Here is a 17,426-nt window from a genome sequence, read left to right on the forward strand (position 1 = left end):
ATTAATTACTGGAGCTTGGTGCTTGTATAAATGGTTTTCTCGTCACTTAAATGTTTCGCCTTATACATGGTTTCATTCATACAAAGAATTTGGTCAACCGAGTTAGGTATAGGGAAAACAATAAATGAAGCCTTTATTGTTTCGTAAAGTTTGCCATCTTTTATTTTCCAGTCGCCAGACACTGCTTTTACTGCGTCGTTGTGATCGTCTTTATTGACAATTTTACCAATAAAGGTATGGTCTGGCTTAAAAATTGTAATTGCCAAATAAGTTTTTCCAAATAGGGTAAGGCTTTCACTCTCTAATCGTGTTCCAATAATTTTTTTTTCGTAATAGCTATCGGTATTAGGCTGGCAGTTGTCAGAAGTAGCGGCGAAAATAGGCGGAAGGAATAAAAATAAACTTGCAGCTACTAAAACTTTAACCATTTTGAAGGCCTTAAATTAATAGCAACTTGAAATTAAATTAAACTTATAATTTAAAACATGTCAAATTGTCTAGCTGGGTTATGGAATAGTCTCTAGGGGTTACGAACTGAGATGATTAATAAAGAAAAATGGGACAAATTGTCCGACTTTATGATTAAACTGGATATCAATGAAGTTGATCTCATTGAAAAATTCATCATAGGCAGCGGTAAAGGAGGGCAAAAATTACATAAAACCGCCTCAACGGTTTATTTGAAACATTTGCCCTCAAGTTTGGAAATAAAATGTCAGGAATCTAGAGGCCGTGAAGATAACCGCTATTTTGCAAGAATGCGACTTTGCGAAAAATTACAGGCAATAGTTAGTGATGAAAAAACAAAAGAGCAACAGGAAAATGAAAAAATAAAGCGCCAAAAGAAAAGGCGCTCAAGACGAGCGAAGCAAAAGATGCTGGATGAAAAATCGAAGCAAAGTCAAATAAAGGTATTAAGAAAAAAAACTCTAGCTCATGAATAGACATTGATCCTTATTCTCTACAAAGCGTTCAAAACGCTATAAATCCGTGTACTTTGAATTATCCCTACTGATAGTGACATCTGCATCTGCTAACCTATTCTTGCGAATGTTTCTACAAAGTTCATTGATATCTGCGCTGGGTCCCTGCATTGTCAGATTGTTTAAAACTTGAGGATTAGTAATAATTGCCTCATAAATCAGGCGTCTTGCAGCCTCACCTCCAAAGGAGTTTTGAGTAACATCCATATACACTTCTGATTCAATCTTATTCGAGCGAATAAATTCTGAGAGTTTTTTGGCGCCTTCTTGTTTAATCCCATTATATACCAAATGAAGTTTTATTTTTGACCCTTGACTCATATTTTGAAGAGCATCTAAAATGGCGGCGAAGCCGTCATCCTGTAACCCTTGCTCACTTAAATCTAACTCAAGCTGCTCAGGGCAACTCATTGTTTTTAACGCTGAAAATAATATAGTAACTTCACTTGTGCTGAGATGTTTAACGCCAAATTGTAAGGATAATTTTTCGGGACACTCATTAGATTTTAGTGCATTATTTAAATTAATAATGATACCTGTCCCATGCTTACTAAATTCATATTGGATTTTTAAGCTATCTTTGGTTGCCCCACATTTCATGCCTTCAACTAAAGCTGCAGAGCCTTGTTTGGTTGTTGGATTAAATAACAAATTTAAGGATAAGTTCTTCGCGCTACCCGTGAGTTTAAGCATCTCCGTTAATGCAATGACGCCCATGTCTGAAATATCATTACTTGCTAAATTTAGTGCTACTGTCGTTGGACAATGTTCTGATTGTAAAGCATTAGCAAGAATTACAGCGCCAGCATTCCCAAGCCGGTTATTACATAGCCCTAATCTAACTTCCGAAGCCTTACACCCCTTTGCAATGACATTCGCAAGGGTATTTAATGAATTTTTACTAAGAGATGTCTTGGTTAGTATGAGATTAATAGAGTTTGGACACTTATCAGATTGCAAAAATGTCGCCAATTCGGAAATGTCTTTTTCACTTAATTGGTGATGGGTAAAATCTAAACATAGAGTATCTCTTGAGTTTTCTTTAGAAAGACTTTGACAAATTGCTTGCACTTTATTTGTTGTGGGACTAGTTGGGGAAAACTCAAACCTTACATCCTGCTCGGATTTATATTGTTCACATAATGTATCAAATTCTTCAATATCAAGGACTTTAACAATTTTTTGGGGCATTAGTGACATTCCTTTCTTAAATTTAAAACACAATGATAGTGCTAGTTATATTAGTTTTGCGAGGCGAATTTGTAAAAATATAGCAAAACCAATGCGGTTAAGAAGTATATTATAATATCAAAGTGAGTTAATTTAAAGCATTTATGATAGTTTCTTGTTGTTCTCTAAATTAAGAAGCAGTTGATTACGACTTTTAGATAAAAGATGCGCGTTTCTTTCTACAAAATCAACGCTTAATTAATCCATTAATATTTAAATAATAAACTAATATTATAATAAATAAACACAAAGTAAATTAATTAATCTGGATGTTTTATGCCTACAAATAAATTTCATTATATTTGGATGGGGCGTTTACCTACTGGTAAATACGAAGACTCATTTAAAAATGGTCCAAATGATTTAGCGAGACAATTAAATGAATATGTAATGGATAAGAATAAAAATCGAGCCCCCGGTACTCCTAATCCTCAAGATCAAGAAATAATAATGTGGGTACCTGAGGATCTTATTGAGGGTATTAAAGCTTCAGGTGTTCTAAATCCAGAAATTACTCTTAAACCTGTAGAAGACCTCTATAGAAATGCTAAACATTTAACGGAAGAAGAAAGAGCAAACCTAAAAAAAACCGTTGATTTATTAGGGGAAAATAATGCCTATGCCTCTCAAAAAGACATCCTCTCGGCGGCAATATTAGAAGAATATGGGGGGTACTTTTTAGATACAACTACAGCCATCGACTCGGTTGAAACCTTAATCAATCATCAACCTAAAGATGTCTGGTTTCCCAGAGTTACTAATGAAGCTGAAAAACTATATGATGGGGAAGCTGTTATCTTACCTGATGTATGGGCCATGTATAATCCAAAGCCAGGGGGAGGTACCTTTAAGGCTATGATTGATAGCTATGTACAAAGATGCCAATTCTATTTCCCTGAAAAATTTGAAGGCGCGCAAATTGATATTGAAAGATTGAAAGGAAAAAGCGGATATAATGTTCTTGATGGGGAATGTTATGGGAAAGGAAGCGAAATAATGACTATGCCCGGAGCCAGAGATAAATTAATTGGTGAGACTGCTATTTTTTCACTCCTGGATGGGCTGAACGACACAAAGGGACCTCTAACTGATAGGCGAATGAAGGAACTCAGTTCATTTGCCAGAGTTGCATCGCAGGGTAAAAAGATTGAAGAATTAGGCCTCGAAAAGTTTCATAAAGGAATGTGGCGAAATCAAACAGTAGCAGAGAATATAGAGGATAGAGTAGAAGGTAGGATGGATGGGCCTCATGAAAGTTTAAATCAACCACAGCAACCAGCTCAAATACCTACCCAAAATCGCAAACACTCGTTTGAGGTTCGAGGCTCTGAATTTGAAGACTTTAAGACAAAATATCAATCATTGAGAGGCGATATATTAAAAAGTCAAATTATTAGTGACTTTAAAGATAAGTTAGATGATATATCAGATAAAGAAACACTCGATCATTTTGTAGACGATTTCAAGAAAAGTATTTCTTATAAAGTGCTTTCAACAGGACAAGACTTAACGACAAAGTTATTTTTCTTAGACACGAGTTCCCAAAAGAAAGTTGAAGGAATAATCAAAGAGAAAGAGGATGAGATAGCACGGCTCTCAACTGGTAATGTTATTAGTTAGCTGGCTTTTGAAATATTCATTTGGAGTTTGAACACTTCCGGCCAACTACATCTATGTATTGGCCTTTGATTTTGAAGTGCTTTATTATTTTTCAGTGATTTACTGAAAATGGCGCGCCCGGAAGGATTCGAACCTCCGACCCCCTGGTTCGTAGCCAGATACTCTATCCAACTGAGCTACGGGCGCGTGTACTGGCGGAGAGAGAGGGATTCGAACCCTCGATGGGATTTCTCCCATACTCCCTTAGCAGGGGAGCGCCTTCGACCTCTCGGCCATCTCTCCATTCAATGGAGGCGAAGTATAACAGGTATTTAGAACTCGTCAACTCTCTTAAAAATCTTTTTTAATATCAAACCTCTAAAAGCTTACAAAAGCTCAGGATAACTGCTATCTTTTATAAGATGATTTAGGCTCTGTCGACAATCGTTTTTCCCAGCTGCAAATGCCGTCGATTTGCTCAAATTTTAGCTTGAGAGCTCTCGAGTAGGTTCACCTATTCGTTTTTTCAAGCTGAAATTTGAGCCAAATCATTACCATAAAAGCAATTGTCGACAGAGCTTAGAACGATGTTAGGCTGCATTGGCAACTATCAGGAGGAGTAATGAAGCTCAAATCAAATTTAAGCGGCAGAGATGTATATGTGGTTGATGGTAGTCGAACCCCATTTTTAAAAGCAAAAGGAATAGGTCCTTTTACGGGTTCTGATTTGGCTGTCGCTGCCGGAATGCCATTGTTAAAACGTCAACCATTTTCCCCTACTGAATTAGATGAAGTGATTATTGGTTCTGCCATGCCAGGACCTGACGAAGCAAACATTGCCAGAGTTGTGGCTTTGCGATTAGGTTGCGGCGAAAAGGTACCTGCGTTTACCGTAATGAGAAATTGTGCCTCTGGTATGCAAGCCCTTGATAATGCAGCGATACAAATTGCTAATGGCCGAAGTGACCTCATATTGGCAGGCGGAACTGATGCTATGAGTCATGCTCCTCTACTGTTCAATCAAAAGATGGCTGCATGGCTTGCAAGTTGGTTTGCAGCAAAAAGCATGGGGCAAAGAGCAGTTCTAATGACTAAGTTTAGACCCTCTTTTCTTGCTCCAGTAATTGCTTTATTAAGAGGATTAACTGATCCAATAGTTGGATTGAACATGGGTCAAACAGCTGAAAAAGTAGCTTATCGCTTCAATCTTACAAGAGAACAGATGGACACTTTTGCAAGTGAAAGCCATCATCGTTTGGCCTTAGCTTATGCTGAAGGGCGTATGGAAGAAGTGACCCCAATTATTGATTACAAAGGACGTGTTTATCCTCAAGATGATGGAATTCGTCCAGATTCGACTGTTGAGAAATTAGCAAAGTTAAAACCTTATTTTGATAAAAAATACGGCATGGTTACGCCAGGTAATAGTTCACAGGTGACTGATGGTGCTTGTTTATTGCTATTAGCCAGTGCTGAGGCTGTTAAGAAATATAATTTGCCTGTTATGGGACGAATTGTTGATTCACAATGGGCAGCACTCGATCCTTCGCAAATGGGATTGGGACCTGTCCATGCTGCTACACCAATTATGCAACGCCATAACTTAAAGCCTAGCGATTTAGACTGTTGGGAAATTAATGAGGCTTTTGCAGCTCAGGTTCTTGGCTGTTTGGCAGCTTGGGATGATGAAGAGTATTGTCGTACCCAGTTAGGTTTAAAACAAGCGATGGGGGCTCCGTCACTTGGCCGACTAAATATGGACGGTGGAGCTATAGCCGCGGGGCATCCAATTGGTGCTAGTGGGGCTCGCATTGTCTTGCATGTGCTCCAGTCACTTAAGCATCATAATGGAAGTCGAGGAATGGCTGCCATTTGTATTGGTGGTGGTCAGGGTGGAGCAATGTATCTCGAACGTGTGACAGAGGTGAAAGGACATGAGTAATTATAAAAATTGGGAGCTACAAACTGATGCTGATCATATTGCCTGGTTAGCAATCAATCGTCATGATACGGCAGTGAATGTAATCAACAATGAAGTTTTAGATGAATTAAATGGTCTCCTACAAGAAATTGGCCAGCGTTCTAATCTAAAAGGTTTGATTATTTATTCTGCTAAAGACAAAGGATTTATTGCTGGCGCGGATGTGAATGCTTTTTCACAATTTACCACACCAGCAGAAGCAGTCGATTTTTTAAGAAAGGGGCAGGCGGTTTTTTCGCGACTAGAAGCGCTGACAATTCCCACCGTTGCAATGATTGATGGTTTTTGTATGGGAGGAGGATTGGAGCTGGCCCTGGCATGCGATTATCGCATAGCTAGCGATGATAAAGAGACTCGCTTGGGTTTACCCGAAATTATGTTAGGCATTCATCCGGGGTGGGGGGGTACAGTTCGGTTGCCTCAGATAATTGGTGGTTTCGATGCATTGTCTAAAGTGATTCTCACTGGAGCGCCACTTAGTGCGGAAAAAGCTAAGCACTTAGGGGTTGTGGATGATGTTGTTCCATTAAGACAATTAAAGCGGGCAGCAGTTTATTATATCAAAAATAAACCAGCAAAACATAAGCCCAAATTTATGCACTCATTAACGAACTACTCATGGGTTCGCGCCTTACTTGCCCCTCTGTTACGTTACAATGTTTCCAAACGAGTATCGAAGCAGCATTATCCCGCTCCCTATGCTGTGATTGATCTATGGGAGAAGGAGGGAGGAGTAGGTGAGCGTGGTTATCTTAAAGAGGCGGACTCTGTTGAGCAGCTAGTTAGTCAAGGTGAGACGGCACGAAATTTAATACGTGCTTTTTTATTGCGCGAAAGGATGAAGGCTTTTGCCAAAGGTAGCGATTTCAAAGCACAACACGTGCATGTGATTGGTGCTGGTGTAATGGGCGGTGATATTGCAGCTTGGTGTGCTCTGCGTGGTATGCATGTTACTTTGCAAGATAAGTCCCATTTACAAATTGCGCCTGCTATTGGCCGAGCTTATGCCCTATATAAGAAGAAATTGCGTAAACCTCGCCTTATACAAGCTGCCATGGATAGATTGGTTGCAGATCCAGAAGGACATGGCATTGCTCGCGCTGATGTAATTATTGAAGCCGTTTTTGAAAATCTAGAAGTCAAGCAAGCAATTATGCAACAAATCGAAGCCCAGGCTAAGAAGAATGCCATTATTGCTACCAATACTTCTAGTATACCTCTCGATGAAATCAGTCAGGTCATGGCTAATCCAAAACGTCTCGTTGGTATTCACTTCTTTAATCCAGTCGCTAAAATGGAACTAGTTGAAATAGTAAGTAGCTCCAAAACTACAAAAGAAATTGTCAACGATGCGTGTGCCTTTGTCGGTCAGATTGGCCGTTTACCGCTGCCTGTAAAATCAAGTCCAGGATTTTTAATCAATCGTGTCTTGATGCCTTACCTCATGGAATGTGTGCAGTTGCTTGAGGAGGGGTATACTGGTGAGGAAATTGACAAAGCTGCTAAAGAATTTGGCATGATCATGGGGCCTGTCGAATTAGCTGATACTGTAGGTATGGATGTTTGCCTAGCAGTGGCAGAAAACCTCACTTCACATTTTGGAGGCACAGTCCCTCAAAGACTACGTGATATGGTTAAAGAGGGTAAGCTTGGCCGTAAAACAGGTCAAGGTTTCTACCGTTATAAAAATGGCAAGCCTGTGAAGCAAAAAGTAACTAGTAATAAGCCTGCTAAAGATATTGCCAATCGTCTAATTTTACGAATGGTAAATGAGGCGGCGACTTGTTTGCGTGAGGGAGTTGTTGCCGATAGTGATTTGCTTGACGGTGGGATGATTTTTGCAACCGGTTTCGCACCTTTCCGCGGCGGACCTATGAACTATGCCAAGCATTTTGGGCATGATAAGTTAAATGAACTTTTTGCAAAGTTGGAAGCACAATATGGTGATCGTTTTAAAGCGGACGCTAGTTTATAACCAGCTTTTGTCATGAGTGAATATAATTCTATACTTGCGGCAAGGTATTTCCCTTGCCGTTTTTTTATCCCTTAAGGATAATTGTTCATGAGAATATTCAATTGTCTACGTATTCTATCGCTTGGTTTGGGAGTTACAGTTTCCACGTCCCTCTGGTCCATAAGTTTTGTACTGCCAACCCAGGGTGAGGTAATTGGTGAAATTCAGTATGCCCATCCTGAAATGGGAGAAACACTAAGTGATGTGGGTATTCGTTTTGATATAGGGTATAACGAAATGGTTAGGGCTAACCCACAAGTTAATCCCACAAGTTCTTTATCCTCAAATATAACTTTGCTTATTCCATCGCAATTTATTTTACCACATGCCCCTCGTGAAGGGGTGGTAATCAACCTGGCAGAATATCGACTGTATTATTTTTCTCCCCATGAGAATGTGGTAATAACCATGCCAGTGGGTATTGGACGAAAAGGATGGACAACTCCTTTGGGATTAACCAAAGTTATCGCAAAAGAAAGAGATCCTATTTGGCATCCAACGACTAATGTCCAGGCAGAGGCAGCAAAGCAGGGGATGCTGCTCCCGGATACATTTCCTGCAGGAGATGGAAATCCTCTTGGAAGGCATGTATTACGTTTAGGATGGCCGACGTATTTAATCCATGGAACGAACAGACGTGATGGAGTTGGAGCAAGAGTAAGTGCGGGTTGCATGAGAATGATGCCTGAGGATATTGAATACTTATTTAATGTTGTAAACGTTGGTACTCCTGTGCGTGTACTTAATGAGCCTATAAAGTTGGGTTACTCCAAGGACGCTTTATATATTCAAGTGCATCCTGTATTGAGCGAGCAAAAAAATCGTGATTTAAATACGCTGGCTTATGAGCAGTTAAAGCAACTGGGTATGGTTGATAAAGTTAATAGTCGCTTGCTACAAATGGAATTAAAGTCTCCTAGTGGAGTTCCTAAGAAAATAGGCTAGTTTTTTTTTACGCAATGAAAGCAAAAATAATGAGTAAGTAGTAAGATAATAAAGCTTCCCAATAGGTCAATTGGATAGTGCCAACCCAATAAAACACAGGAGGCGATTAATAATATATTTACAGGCAACAGTAAAAAGAAAAGCAGACGCCACCATCGAACCAAGTAGAGACAAAGCCAGGCCCAAATTGCATGAAAAGAAGGAAACGCTATCATCCCACCTTCTATGGTTGAAGGAGAAATATGCTGATGAATTTCTTTAAATTTAATTCCTGTTGCATACTGTTCTGGACTAAAAATAGGGTTCTGAAGGGTTGTTGCTGGAGCTAGCGTAGGATAAAAATAATAAAAGCTAAAACCTAGAAGTGCGCTAACAAGAAGTAAGCAATAATATTCACGCAGGTAAGAAAATTTCCGCATAAAAATTGTTGCGACAGGTAAAAAACTCATTTGATAAGGTAAGCTGTCATAAATATGTACAAGTATTTGTGTAAACCGTGGGTGACTGACAGTCCAAGTAACGATGTCCACGATATTAATATGTATGGAGGCTTCTAGAGAAACTAATAAATCATCAATCGGGGTAAAAGGGGTGTATTGGATAGCATTGGTAGCAAACGCGATAACACACATAACTAGGAAATAGTAAATTAGTTCTCTAGTCATTTTGACAGCCATGCTTTCCTTACCAAATTGCAAATAACTTCCTATAAATGCCAAGAAAAGCATAACTGCTATTAAAAAAACATCAGGTGGGAAATAATTATTGCCTGGAAATTTAAAGAAAAAATAGTTTATAGCCATAGCTACTGTAGCTAGTATACCAAGGCTAAGAGCAGCAAGTAATGAGCAGGATTGGGCTTTAAGTTGCATTATAAATGCTGGTTATTCAATATCGCTATTTTGTTGTTTTTGCTTAATGGCATGATAAATCTCTTCACGGTGAACTTCGACCGAACGGGGGGCATTTACACCAAATTTAATATTGCCATGCTCCAAGGTTTTGAATGCGACTACCTGAACAACAGTTCCGTTGATGTTAACAATGAGTGGTTCCTCAAAAGGAATAGTCATAATATTCATAAAAGCCTCGTTACTTTTTAACACTTTATATCTCATGGTCTTGTCAAAAGCAATGATTTAATATTTAAGTTTATGATTTTCAAGAAAAGAATTAAGAATTTTATGCAAGTTAACTCCTCGTTGATTCATCAAATTTTATCAGGTATCTACGAGGAGTTTTTTTTATTTTCTTAGAGACCATTCATAATGGTTAAACGAAAATTCATGCTTTATTTTACCTGGATTTTTAAAATTACAGGGAAAAATGGTTAAATTTTAGTAAACGAGCTGTAACTCTCATGATAGTTGTGCTTTGATATGGCAATGCAAAGAAGATTTTGATGTTAATTTAGTTAAATTAAAAATTTTATTGATTCTTCCAACCTTTCGAATTACTCAAAAGAAGTAAATTTGCTACCAAGTAGAAAATCAGTTAAGATTGTGCGTTTTTTTAACCTTGCCTTACTTTATTTTCATTGAAGAAGGCTATATCCATAAGGAGAAATCTCAGTGAGACATTATGAAGTAGTGTTTCTTGTGCATCCTGATCAAAGCGAACAAGTACCAGCAATGGTTGAGCGTTATGAAGGGATTATTACTAAGCATGAAGGTAAAATTCACCGCAAAGAAGATTGGGGACGTAGACAACTTGCCTACACCATTAAAGAAGTTCACAAAGCGCATTACATATTAATGAATATTGAATGCAATCAAGCTGCACTTGATGAATTAAAGAATGCGTTTAAATTTAATGACGCAATTTTAAGAAATTTAATTATCAAGAGAAAGCACGCGATTACTGGTCAATCCGTGTTAATGAAAAAAGAGAAAGATGAAAGAGCAGCTTAAGGAGATATAATTCATGTCAACTGCATATTTTCGACGTAAAAAAATGCGTTTCAGCGCAGAAGGTTCTAATGAAATTGATTATAAAGATATCAATTTATTAAAAGAATATGTTACTGAAACAGGCAAGATCGTACCAAGTCGTATCACCGGTACTCCCACTCGTCCTCAACGTCAATTGGCGCAAGCTATACAACGAGCACGGTTTTTGGGTTTATTGCCTTATTGTGACAGCCACCGATAAAAATGACACGTCTGGGCGAGTTATTGCGTAAGCAAGGTCATTTCTTATTGGAAAATGACCTTCATGCATTGGTATACATCGCAATTTTAGCCTTAATACCCTTCGCGGCTTGGTTATCGGTTGCTGTTGTTGCATTGATAACTTTGCGCAAAGGATGGGGGGCTGGGTTTAAAGGAGTAGTGGTAGGAGTTGTGTCAATGCTTCTCTTATCGCTGTTATCCTCATCATGGTCTGCCAGTTTTATGGAGGCTGTGATAGCTTTTTTACCCTGTTACCTAACAGCGGGGATTTTGCGTGAAACCATGAGTTGGCGGATCGCAGTGGCTTTTATAGTTCTGCAGGCTTTAACTGGTATTGTCTTGGTGCATTGGTTGGCCCCTGAGTTTATTAATCAGCAATATCAACTTATCCAAACTGTGCTAAAAGGGCTGGAGAGTGATGATGCTGTTGCGGGTTTGCTCAGCAACCAGGATGTAGTGAATCCAATAGTGATTGCCAACTATATTGTAGGAGTTCAGGCAGTCAGTATTATTCTGTCAGCAGTTGCCTCGCTTATGTTGGCGCGTTCTACCCAGGCTAATTTATTCTATCCTGGTGGATATCGGCAAGAAATGCTTGGTTTTCGTGCCAGCCCTTGGGGGGTAATTATACTGCTAGCTTCGGCAATAGGGGCTTATCAACATTTCCCTTTAGCAATTAGTTGTTTGCCACTATTAGTTGTGTATTATGCTAGTGCAGGAATAAGCATAGGTTTTAATATTTTAACAAAAGGGAAAAAAGGAATTGGAACATTATTCTTATTACTACTTCCTTTAATATTATTGCCTTTTGTTATGTTGCCCATTTATGTCCTTTTAGGTGCTTTAGATAGTTTGTTTAATTTTAGATTATATTTGCTTGTTAAAACAGGCGGAAAAACAGATTAAGGGGGTTAAGAGATGGAAGTTATTTTACTAGAAAAAATTAGAAATTTAGGAAACTTGGGTGATAAAGTGAATGTGAAAGCGGGTTATGGTCGCAACTACCTGATCCCTCAAAGCAAAGCTGTATTTGCTACCGAAGATAATATCAAGCGTTTTGAGCAACGTCGCTCAGAGCTTGAGAAAAAAGCACAGCAAGCATTGGCAAATGCTGAACAACGTGCTGCAAAATTAAATGATGTGACAGTTATTATTTCTGCAATGGCTAGTGACGAAGGTAAGCTTTATGGCTCTGTTGGTGCGAATGAAATTTGCGATGCTTTGAAAGCCAAATCAATTGAAGTAAGTAAGCGTGAAATTGTTATGCCTGAAGGTCCAATTCATTCAATTGGTGATTATGTTGTGGAAGTTCATGTTCATAGCGATGTAATTGCAAATTTACAAATTCAAATTGTTTCTGCCAAATAATAAAATACTCTGATTCTTCCTTATTTTGTGCGCTTTTTTGCGTGCAGAATAAGGAGGTTGTCTCTCTAAAGATGATGCAAAAGCCCTTATTTTTTCGAATTGTTAAAAAAATTCCATGCGGACTACTTCAAATGCAGGTTCCTCGTAGGGATGGTTTGCTTTGAGCTCTTGAATTACTTTGACAATATATTGGCTAGAACAGATCATTTCCACTTTGTATTCGGGGACGAATGTTAATGTACCAAGTGTTCCAATAGCGGGTTTTGCCCCACTAAGGGGGCTAAATTGTCCTTGACCTAAGCATTGCCAGCAACAATGCTCATAATTCCCTTGTCTTCCAGCACCTGCATCAAATAAAGCTTGTTTGACAATTTCGAGGTGACTTTCCGGAACATAAAAAGTTAACTTATATTGAACTAATTTTTCCATTTAATGTTGCATCCCAAACTTGGCTTTTGTTCAATAGTAATAGGTTTATTGGCAAGTAAGCTATCTAGGGCGCTACGCAAATGGTTACCTGTTACCTCGATGTCATTGCCTGGTCTAGAGTCATCTAATTGTCCACGGTAAACTAATGCAAGATTTGAATCAAAAACATAGAAATCGGGTGTGCAGGCAGCCTGGTAAGCCTTTGCAACCTCCTGAGTTTCATCGTAGAGATAAGGAAATGGATAATTTTGTTCAAGGGCAGTTTTTTTCATATTCTCAGGTGAGTCTGCAGGGTAAGCTTCAACATCATTTGAATTGATAGCAAGAAAACTTACTCCTTTAGGCATGTAGTCATGCGCTAATTGTGTTAATTCACTGCTTACATGTTTGACATAGGGACAGTGGTTACAAATAAACATAATGACTGTGGCTTTACTGTCCCATGCGTTATTTAAGCTTATTTTGGAGCCAGTCATGACATTTAATAAAGAAAATTGTTGAGCGGATGTCCCTAAGGGCACCATGTTCGAAGGTGTTTTAGCCATAAATTCCCAACCTTATGAAAAGATCAATTTCAAAATTGCAATTAAAGCAAAAAGTGAATTTAGAATAGCCCATAATAAAGTAATTGCTTTGCCTTTATAGGCGGTATAAAACGCGTAAATAGCTATTGAAAAACTTCCTATAAAGAATATCCATTGATTCTCGTAGGAGAAGCCAACGGAAAGCACAGCAATACCGGTGATACCAATAAGAAGAAAAATATTATTTAATTGCCCACTCATAAAATAAAAAGATAATAGCTGGATACAAAGCAGAATAGGCAAAGCTAACTGGAGGGTAGTGCCAATTCCCAAAAGAATAGCACCATGACCTGCAAGAAGAATAATTTCAAGCGCTATGAAATAGATCAGTCTAAAATGAATAGATGTTAGTAATAATAGGGCGGAACCAATTACATAATATTTCTGTGCAGGAGTATTTGTCAGCCCCAAAAGTAAAATAAAAGAGCCGATTATACCTACTACGAGAAAGAGTTCATTCTGTCGTTTTATATTCACCTAGTCACCAACGTAAGTAAATTCCTTTCTTGGTTGCCTCAGTAATGACATCATTCTGAGATTTATTTGTTGATACCCAATAGTTTCCCATATTGCTTAAAGCAAACTTAACACGTGGGTACTGACAAACCTCCAAAACATCACGGCAATCCAGGGCTTTTACGGTTTCATTCTCTTTAATAAAGCACTGAAAATGTAAGTTTGCGATGTCTGATGCAAAAGCAGCCCAATTCAAAGGATCTAGCTTCATAGCTAAAGAGGGGCTCATAAACTCTTCACGTGTTTCAATACGTTGTAATTCAACGGGTTGGTTACTACGATTTTGAATTAAATAAAAAGATTGTTGGCCATTGTCGTTAACAATCAAATGATTCTCACTAAAACCGAAGCCGCTTACCTCACAACCATGAGGAAAAGCTGTAGGTGTCGCAGCAGTGGCTATACCCCAAAACATAGTAATCATTACTACTGACATGATTGCTTTACAAAATGACATGAAAATCCTCATATAAAATTTAGAAGTGCGTATTTTAATGATAACTGCTTTAAAAGTGAATCAACTTATTAATTCACTTTTGTAGTAATTTCAGAATGAGTCATGGGCGAATAGGTTCTATACATACTAAGGCTTAAGTACATCACTACATAACTAACTGATAAAAATAGCCAAATATATTCAATATGTGGATAGTTCCAAAGAACAAGCGCGGAACTTAGACCATAAATCAGCGAAAAGGTATGCATTATTACTTTCACAAAACGATATTTGGTTAGGTAATCAAGACGAGAAGGATATACATATTTAATGGGAACAAAAATTAACAAACATAAAATCGATAATATCCATGCATTGGTGTACATTGAGGTGTTAAAAATAAACATATAGAACACAGCAATGTTCCAATAACATGGGAACCCTTTAAAAAAGTGATCAGGAGTTTTTGCATCAATTTGACAAAATTGATAAGAAGAGGTGGTTGTTATTGCTATGATCAGAACTAATAAGTAACTGCTAGGTAACATATCAGGTTTTACATAAAGAAAGAAACACGGTGTAATTACATAGTTTAAATAATCCACGATGTTATCAAGTAGTGTACCATCAACGTTGGGTAAAACAGATTTAACACGCACTAATCTTGCCAAAGTACCATCGACAGCATCAATAACCACGGTAATAGCCATGAACCATAAAGCTTGCACGTAGTCATGCTGATAAATTTTGACAAGAGTAAGAACCCCAAAACACGCGGCACTTGCTGTAAAAGCATGCACAGCCCAGGCAACCAAATAATGAGCGGGGTGGTAGCCTAGTTTTTTATTTGTCATTGTTTATCCTAATCAGTAGGTAGTTACTCTATCGCACTGCTTTTATTTTTTTATTTGTTCTTTATTGGCAGTGTCAATACAACGGAAATTAGCAAAATAGTAACAACAATCAAAAGCGGTGTGCAAGAAACTCTATGTTGAATTCGTGAATTTGTCAGAACCTAGAGGAGAACTTGTTTTTAGTTAAATCTTTTTGTATTAATTGTGAACTTTAATGCTTGAGAACAGGAATTGGAACAAACAAGCATAAACACTAAGATAAGCCTGCCTATGAAAATTCAATGAAAGTATAGTTTGCGTCCTGACCTTCATAAGCTACACTGAAAAAAATACTTGGAGTAATAGCGATGATTATTCGTACTATAAATCCTGCCACGGAAGAGGTTTTACAAGAGTATAAGACTTTTAGTGAGCAACAATTAAATTCTTATATTGATGCTGCTCATTTAAGCTTTTGTGTCTGGAGAAAAACGCCATTTTCCCAGCGCAAGCAAGCGATGTTGAGAATGGCTAAGTTATTAAGAGAAAAAAAAGATGAACTGGCACTATTAATGACACAAGAAATGGGCAAGCCCATTAGCGCAGGAAGAGCCGAGATTGAAAAATGTGCTTGGGTTTGTGAGCACTATGCTGAAAATGCAGAGGGCTATCTCCAGGCGCGCACTGTGCAGACTGAAATGAAAAAAGCAATGGTGTGCTATCAACCTTTAGGGGTTGTGTTTGCAATTATGCCTTGGAATTTCCCTTTTTGGCAGGTATTTCGTTTTGCGGTTCCTGCATTGATGGCTGGTAATGCGGCAATCTTAAAGCATGCGCCGATTTCTACAGGTACCGGTAACAAAATTGCAGAATTATTTATTGAGGCAGGTTTTCCTGAGCATTTATTCCAACATTTTATTTTGGATAATGATTTAGCCGCAAAAGTTATTTCGAATGAGAAGATTGTTGCAGTAACTCTTACAGGTAGTGAAAAAGCAGGGGCGACAGTTGCTTCAAACGCTGCACAACATTTAAAGAAAGCAGTGTTGGAGTTGGGCGGAAGCGACCCTTATGTGGTTTTACACGATGCCGATCTTGATTTAACGGCGAAAGCTGTAGTGACTTCGCGTTTAAATAATGCCGGACAAGTTTGCATCGCAGCAAAACGTGTTATCGCTGTTGAACCAATCTATAATCCTCTCGTTGAAAAAATTAAAGAGCTAATGGCTAATTACCATATGGGGGATCCATTGGATGAAAAAACTAATATGGGACCTATGGCACGCGATGACTTGCGAAAAGCACTTCATGAGCAAGTACAGAGGAGTGTAGAATCGGGCGCTAAATTAATTGAGGGGGGAGAGATGCCAAAGCGTAAAGGCTTTTATTACCCACCTACACTATTAGTCGATGTGAAAAAAGGTATGGCTGCTTTTGATGAGGAGCTATTTGGTCCTGTTATTGCTATTACTAAAGCTCAGGATGAAGCAGATGCTATACGTTTAGCCAATGAAACCCAATATGGTTTGGGGGCTGCGGTATTTACCCAAGATTTGGCAAGAGGGGAACACATAGCCAGATACGATATTGATGCCGGAGCGTGTTTTGTAAATGCTTTTGTTGCCTCGGATCCAAGATTGCCTTTTGGTGGTATAAAACGATCTGGATTTGGGCGAGAATTATCAAGAGAAGGAATTTTAGAGTTTGTGAATACAAAAACGATTGCAATTAATGACAATGCAAACCATTAACCAATTTATTTATATTTCTGCTAGTCAGCAAAGAATGCATTGTTTTGAAAATGACACTGCCTATAAAATTTATCCTATTTCAACAGGAGAAAATGGTTTGGGTGAGCAAAATGGTAGTGGCTGTACTCCTCGAGGGTGGCATCAGATTTACTCGCGCATTGGTCTTGATGTCCCTATTAACACAGTATTTGTATCTCGGGAGCCCACAGGAGAACTGTATAGTTCAATGCTGGCTTCCAAATATCCAAAGCGAGATTGGATATTAACTCGTATTCTCCAGCTTGATGGTTTGGAGGAGGGACGAAATCGAGGTGGGGAGGTCGATAGCCTACGACGCTATATCTATATTCATGGAACTCCAGATACTATAGAGTTAGGAAAACCAGCCTCCCATGGCTGCATCCGTATGCGAAATGTTGATGTTATTGAACTGGCTGAGTGGGTTACTATTGGAACCCGAGTATATATTGAATGAGTTGCAAAGATTTAAAAATTCGCAATGATAAGCTCTAAAAAATGATTGTTTGATTAAATAAATGTAACACTGGCGTGTAAGTTGTCTAATAGAAGTATATAATTCGCGGCA

Annotated in this window: 20 protein-coding genes and 2 tRNA genes; 11 read left to right on the forward strand and 11 right to left on the reverse strand. The window is 38.4% G+C overall.

Features of this window, described 5'->3' with window-relative positions; all coding sequences use genetic code 11:
- Nucleotides 1-5: 5 nt before the first annotated feature.
- A complete protein-coding gene (locus Lbru_RS03030; protein ID WP_058440700.1) occupies nucleotides 6-428 on the reverse strand; it encodes a hypothetical protein in 423 nt (140 codons plus the stop codon).
- 111 nt (nucleotides 429-539) lie between these two features.
- Between Lbru_RS03030 and Lbru_RS03035 the strand changes: the two genes are divergently transcribed.
- The gene (locus Lbru_RS03035) at nucleotides 540-944 is read left to right on the forward strand and encodes a peptide chain release factor family protein (protein WP_058440701.1); all 405 of its coding nucleotides are present in this window, start codon (nucleotides 540-542) and stop codon (nucleotides 942-944) included.
- Between the two features lie 36 nt (nucleotides 945-980).
- On the opposite strand, the gene Lbru_RS03040 is transcribed toward Lbru_RS03035, so the two are convergent.
- Nucleotides 981-2,174, reverse strand: a complete 1,194-nt coding sequence (locus tag Lbru_RS03040; protein WP_058440702.1) for a leucine-rich repeat domain-containing protein — start codon at nucleotides 2,172-2,174, stop codon at nucleotides 981-983.
- A 315-nt stretch (nucleotides 2,175-2,489) separates the two neighbouring features.
- Here Lbru_RS03040 and Lbru_RS03045 point away from each other — a divergent pair, with 315 nt between their 5' ends.
- Complete coding sequence (locus Lbru_RS03045; RefSeq protein WP_058440703.1) at nucleotides 2,490-3,833, forward strand: hypothetical protein; 1,344 nt, start codon at nucleotides 2,490-2,492, stop codon at nucleotides 3,831-3,833.
- Nucleotides 3,834-3,942: 109 nt separating this feature from the next.
- Here Lbru_RS03045 and Lbru_RS03050 read toward each other — a convergent pair.
- Both Lbru_RS03050 and Lbru_RS03055 read right to left on the reverse strand, forming a co-directional pair.
- Nucleotides 3,943-4,019 (reverse strand) — tRNA-Arg (locus Lbru_RS03050).
- Nucleotides 4,020-4,025: 6 nt separating this feature from the next.
- Nucleotides 4,026-4,115, reverse strand: a tRNA-Ser gene (locus tag Lbru_RS03055).
- A gap of 319 nt (nucleotides 4,116-4,434) precedes the next feature.
- Between Lbru_RS03055 and Lbru_RS03060 the strand changes: the two genes are divergently transcribed.
- The 3 genes from Lbru_RS03060 to Lbru_RS03070 all read left to right on the forward strand — a co-directional run bounded on the left by Lbru_RS03060 (nucleotide 4,435) and on the right by Lbru_RS03070 (nucleotide 8,752).
- Nucleotides 4,435-5,754, forward strand: a complete 1,320-nt coding sequence (locus Lbru_RS03060; RefSeq protein ID WP_058440704.1) for an acetyl-CoA C-acetyltransferase — start codon at nucleotides 4,435-4,437, stop codon at nucleotides 5,752-5,754.
- Complete coding sequence (locus tag Lbru_RS03065; protein ID WP_058440705.1) at nucleotides 5,747-7,768, forward strand: 3-hydroxyacyl-CoA dehydrogenase NAD-binding domain-containing protein; 2,022 nt, start codon at nucleotides 5,747-5,749, stop codon at nucleotides 7,766-7,768. The genes Lbru_RS03060 and Lbru_RS03065 overlap by 8 nt, the downstream gene beginning before the upstream one ends.
- 87 nt (nucleotides 7,769-7,855) lie before the next feature.
- Nucleotides 7,856-8,752, forward strand: a complete 897-nt coding sequence (locus Lbru_RS03070; protein WP_058440706.1) for a L,D-transpeptidase family protein — start codon at nucleotides 7,856-7,858, stop codon at nucleotides 8,750-8,752.
- On the opposite strand, the gene Lbru_RS03075 is transcribed toward Lbru_RS03070, so the two are convergent.
- Complete coding sequence (locus Lbru_RS03075; RefSeq protein WP_083500805.1) at nucleotides 8,749-9,624, reverse strand: phosphatase PAP2 family protein; 876 nt, start codon at nucleotides 9,622-9,624, stop codon at nucleotides 8,749-8,751. The genes Lbru_RS03070 and Lbru_RS03075 overlap by 4 nt on opposite strands.
- A gap of 12 nt (nucleotides 9,625-9,636) precedes the next feature.
- Nucleotides 9,637-9,834, reverse strand: coding sequence for a carbon storage regulator (locus Lbru_RS03080; protein ID WP_058440865.1), 198 nt, complete (start codon nucleotides 9,832-9,834; stop codon nucleotides 9,637-9,639).
- A gap of 489 nt (nucleotides 9,835-10,323) precedes the next feature.
- Here Lbru_RS03080 and rpsF point away from each other — a divergent pair, with 489 nt between their 5' ends.
- The 4 genes from rpsF to rplI are packed head-to-tail and all read left to right on the forward strand — an operon-like array spanning nucleotide 10,324 to nucleotide 12,291.
- The gene (rpsF, locus tag Lbru_RS03085) at nucleotides 10,324-10,662 is read left to right on the forward strand and encodes a 30S ribosomal protein S6 (protein ID WP_058440708.1); all 339 of its coding nucleotides are present in this window, start codon (nucleotides 10,324-10,326) and stop codon (nucleotides 10,660-10,662) included.
- 13 nt (nucleotides 10,663-10,675) lie between these two features.
- A complete protein-coding gene (rpsR, locus tag Lbru_RS03090) occupies nucleotides 10,676-10,903 on the forward strand; it encodes a 30S ribosomal protein S18 (protein WP_058440709.1) in 228 nt (75 codons plus the stop codon).
- Between the two features lie 2 nt (nucleotides 10,904-10,905).
- Nucleotides 10,906-11,829, forward strand: a complete 924-nt coding sequence (locus Lbru_RS03095; RefSeq protein WP_058440710.1) for a hypothetical protein — start codon at nucleotides 10,906-10,908, stop codon at nucleotides 11,827-11,829.
- A 12-nt stretch (nucleotides 11,830-11,841) separates the two neighbouring features.
- Nucleotides 11,842-12,291 carry a 50S ribosomal protein L9 gene (gene rplI, locus Lbru_RS03100; RefSeq protein WP_058440711.1) on the forward strand — a complete coding sequence of 150 codons (450 nt, stop codon included), beginning with the start codon at nucleotides 11,842-11,844 and terminating at the stop codon, nucleotides 12,289-12,291.
- A gap of 102 nt (nucleotides 12,292-12,393) precedes the next feature.
- Here rplI and Lbru_RS03105 read toward each other — a convergent pair whose 3' ends face one another.
- The 5 genes from Lbru_RS03105 to pcsA all read right to left on the reverse strand — a co-directional run bounded on the left by Lbru_RS03105 (nucleotide 12,394) and on the right by pcsA (nucleotide 15,110).
- Nucleotides 12,394-12,720, reverse strand: coding sequence for a YqfO family protein (locus Lbru_RS03105; RefSeq protein ID WP_058440712.1), 327 nt, complete (start codon nucleotides 12,718-12,720; stop codon nucleotides 12,394-12,396).
- On the reverse strand, nucleotides 12,708-13,265 hold the full coding sequence (locus tag Lbru_RS03110; protein WP_058440713.1) for a thioredoxin family protein: 558 nt from the start codon (nucleotides 13,263-13,265) through the stop codon (nucleotides 12,708-12,710). The genes Lbru_RS03105 and Lbru_RS03110 overlap by 13 nt, the downstream gene beginning before the upstream one ends.
- A gap of 12 nt (nucleotides 13,266-13,277) precedes the next feature.
- Entirely contained in the window at nucleotides 13,278-13,781 is a 504-nt protein-coding gene (locus Lbru_RS03115; protein ID WP_058440714.1) for a hypothetical protein, read from the reverse strand.
- Between the two features lie 4 nt (nucleotides 13,782-13,785).
- Complete coding sequence (locus Lbru_RS03120; RefSeq protein WP_058440715.1) at nucleotides 13,786-14,277, reverse strand: hypothetical protein; 492 nt, start codon at nucleotides 14,275-14,277, stop codon at nucleotides 13,786-13,788.
- Nucleotides 14,278-14,345: 68 nt separating this feature from the next.
- Nucleotides 14,346-15,110, reverse strand: coding sequence for a phosphatidylcholine synthase (gene pcsA / locus Lbru_RS03125; protein ID WP_058440716.1), 765 nt, complete (start codon nucleotides 15,108-15,110; stop codon nucleotides 14,346-14,348).
- A gap of 347 nt (nucleotides 15,111-15,457) precedes the next feature.
- Between pcsA and Lbru_RS03130 the strand changes: the two genes are divergently transcribed.
- Together Lbru_RS03130 and Lbru_RS03135 are read left to right on the forward strand one after the other, a co-directional pair.
- Nucleotides 15,458-16,840 carry an NAD-dependent succinate-semialdehyde dehydrogenase gene (locus Lbru_RS03130; RefSeq protein ID WP_058440717.1) on the forward strand — a complete coding sequence of 461 codons (1,383 nt, stop codon included), beginning with the start codon at nucleotides 15,458-15,460 and terminating at the stop codon, nucleotides 16,838-16,840.
- Nucleotides 16,821-17,315, forward strand: coding sequence for a L,D-transpeptidase (locus Lbru_RS03135; RefSeq protein WP_238583811.1), 495 nt, complete (start codon nucleotides 16,821-16,823; stop codon nucleotides 17,313-17,315). Before Lbru_RS03130 ends, Lbru_RS03135 begins: the two co-directional genes overlap by 20 nt.
- The last annotated feature ends 111 nt before the right edge of the window (nucleotides 17,316-17,426 follow it).

Source organism: Legionella brunensis (assembly GCF_001467025.1).
Classification (GTDB): Bacteria; Pseudomonadota; Gammaproteobacteria; order Legionellales; family Legionellaceae; genus Tatlockia; species Tatlockia brunensis.

Excerpts from the sequence above, each read along its gene's own strand:
- Lbru_RS03030 (WP_058440700.1), bottom strand. The coding sequence starts at position 428 with ATGGTTAAAGTTTTAGTAGCTGCAAGTTTATTTTTATTCCTTCCGCCT.
- Lbru_RS03065 (WP_058440705.1), top strand. The coding sequence starts at position 5,747 with ATGAGTAATTATAAAAATTGGGAGCTACAAACTGATGCTGATCATATT.
- Lbru_RS03095 (WP_058440710.1), top strand. The coding sequence starts at position 10,906 with ATGACACGTCTGGGCGAGTTATTGCGTAAGCAAGGTCATTTCTTATTG.
- Lbru_RS03080 (WP_058440865.1), bottom strand. The coding sequence starts at position 9,834 with ATGAATATTATGACTATTCCTTTTGAGGAACCACTCATTGTTAACATC.
- Lbru_RS03070 (WP_058440706.1), top strand. The coding sequence starts at position 7,856 with ATGAGAATATTCAATTGTCTACGTATTCTATCGCTTGGTTTGGGAGTT.
- Lbru_RS03120 (WP_058440715.1), bottom strand. The coding sequence starts at position 14,277 with ATGTCATTTTGTAAAGCAATCATGTCAGTAGTAATGATTACTATGTTT.
- pcsA (WP_058440716.1), bottom strand. The coding sequence starts at position 15,110 with ATGACAAATAAAAAACTAGGCTACCACCCCGCTCATTATTTGGTTGCC.
- Lbru_RS03075 (WP_083500805.1), bottom strand. The coding sequence starts at position 9,624 with ATGCAACTTAAAGCCCAATCCTGCTCATTACTTGCTGCTCTTAGCCTT.
- Lbru_RS03105 (WP_058440712.1), bottom strand. The coding sequence starts at position 12,720 with ATGGAAAAATTAGTTCAATATAAGTTAACTTTTTATGTTCCGGAAAGT.
- Lbru_RS03045 (WP_058440703.1), top strand. The coding sequence starts at position 2,490 with ATGCCTACAAATAAATTTCATTATATTTGGATGGGGCGTTTACCTACT.
- rpsR (WP_058440709.1), top strand. The coding sequence starts at position 10,676 with ATGTCAACTGCATATTTTCGACGTAAAAAAATGCGTTTCAGCGCAGAA.
- Lbru_RS03130 (WP_058440717.1), top strand. The coding sequence starts at position 15,458 with ATGATTATTCGTACTATAAATCCTGCCACGGAAGAGGTTTTACAAGAG.
- Lbru_RS03110 (WP_058440713.1), bottom strand. The coding sequence starts at position 13,265 with ATGGCTAAAACACCTTCGAACATGGTGCCCTTAGGGACATCCGCTCAA.
- Lbru_RS03060 (WP_058440704.1), top strand. The coding sequence starts at position 4,435 with ATGAAGCTCAAATCAAATTTAAGCGGCAGAGATGTATATGTGGTTGAT.
- Lbru_RS03040 (WP_058440702.1), bottom strand. The coding sequence starts at position 2,174 with ATGCCCCAAAAAATTGTTAAAGTCCTTGATATTGAAGAATTTGATACA.
- rplI (WP_058440711.1), top strand. The coding sequence starts at position 11,842 with ATGGAAGTTATTTTACTAGAAAAAATTAGAAATTTAGGAAACTTGGGT.
- Lbru_RS03035 (WP_058440701.1), top strand. The coding sequence starts at position 540 with ATGATTAATAAAGAAAAATGGGACAAATTGTCCGACTTTATGATTAAA.
- Lbru_RS03135 (WP_238583811.1), top strand. The coding sequence starts at position 16,821 with ATGACAATGCAAACCATTAACCAATTTATTTATATTTCTGCTAGTCAG.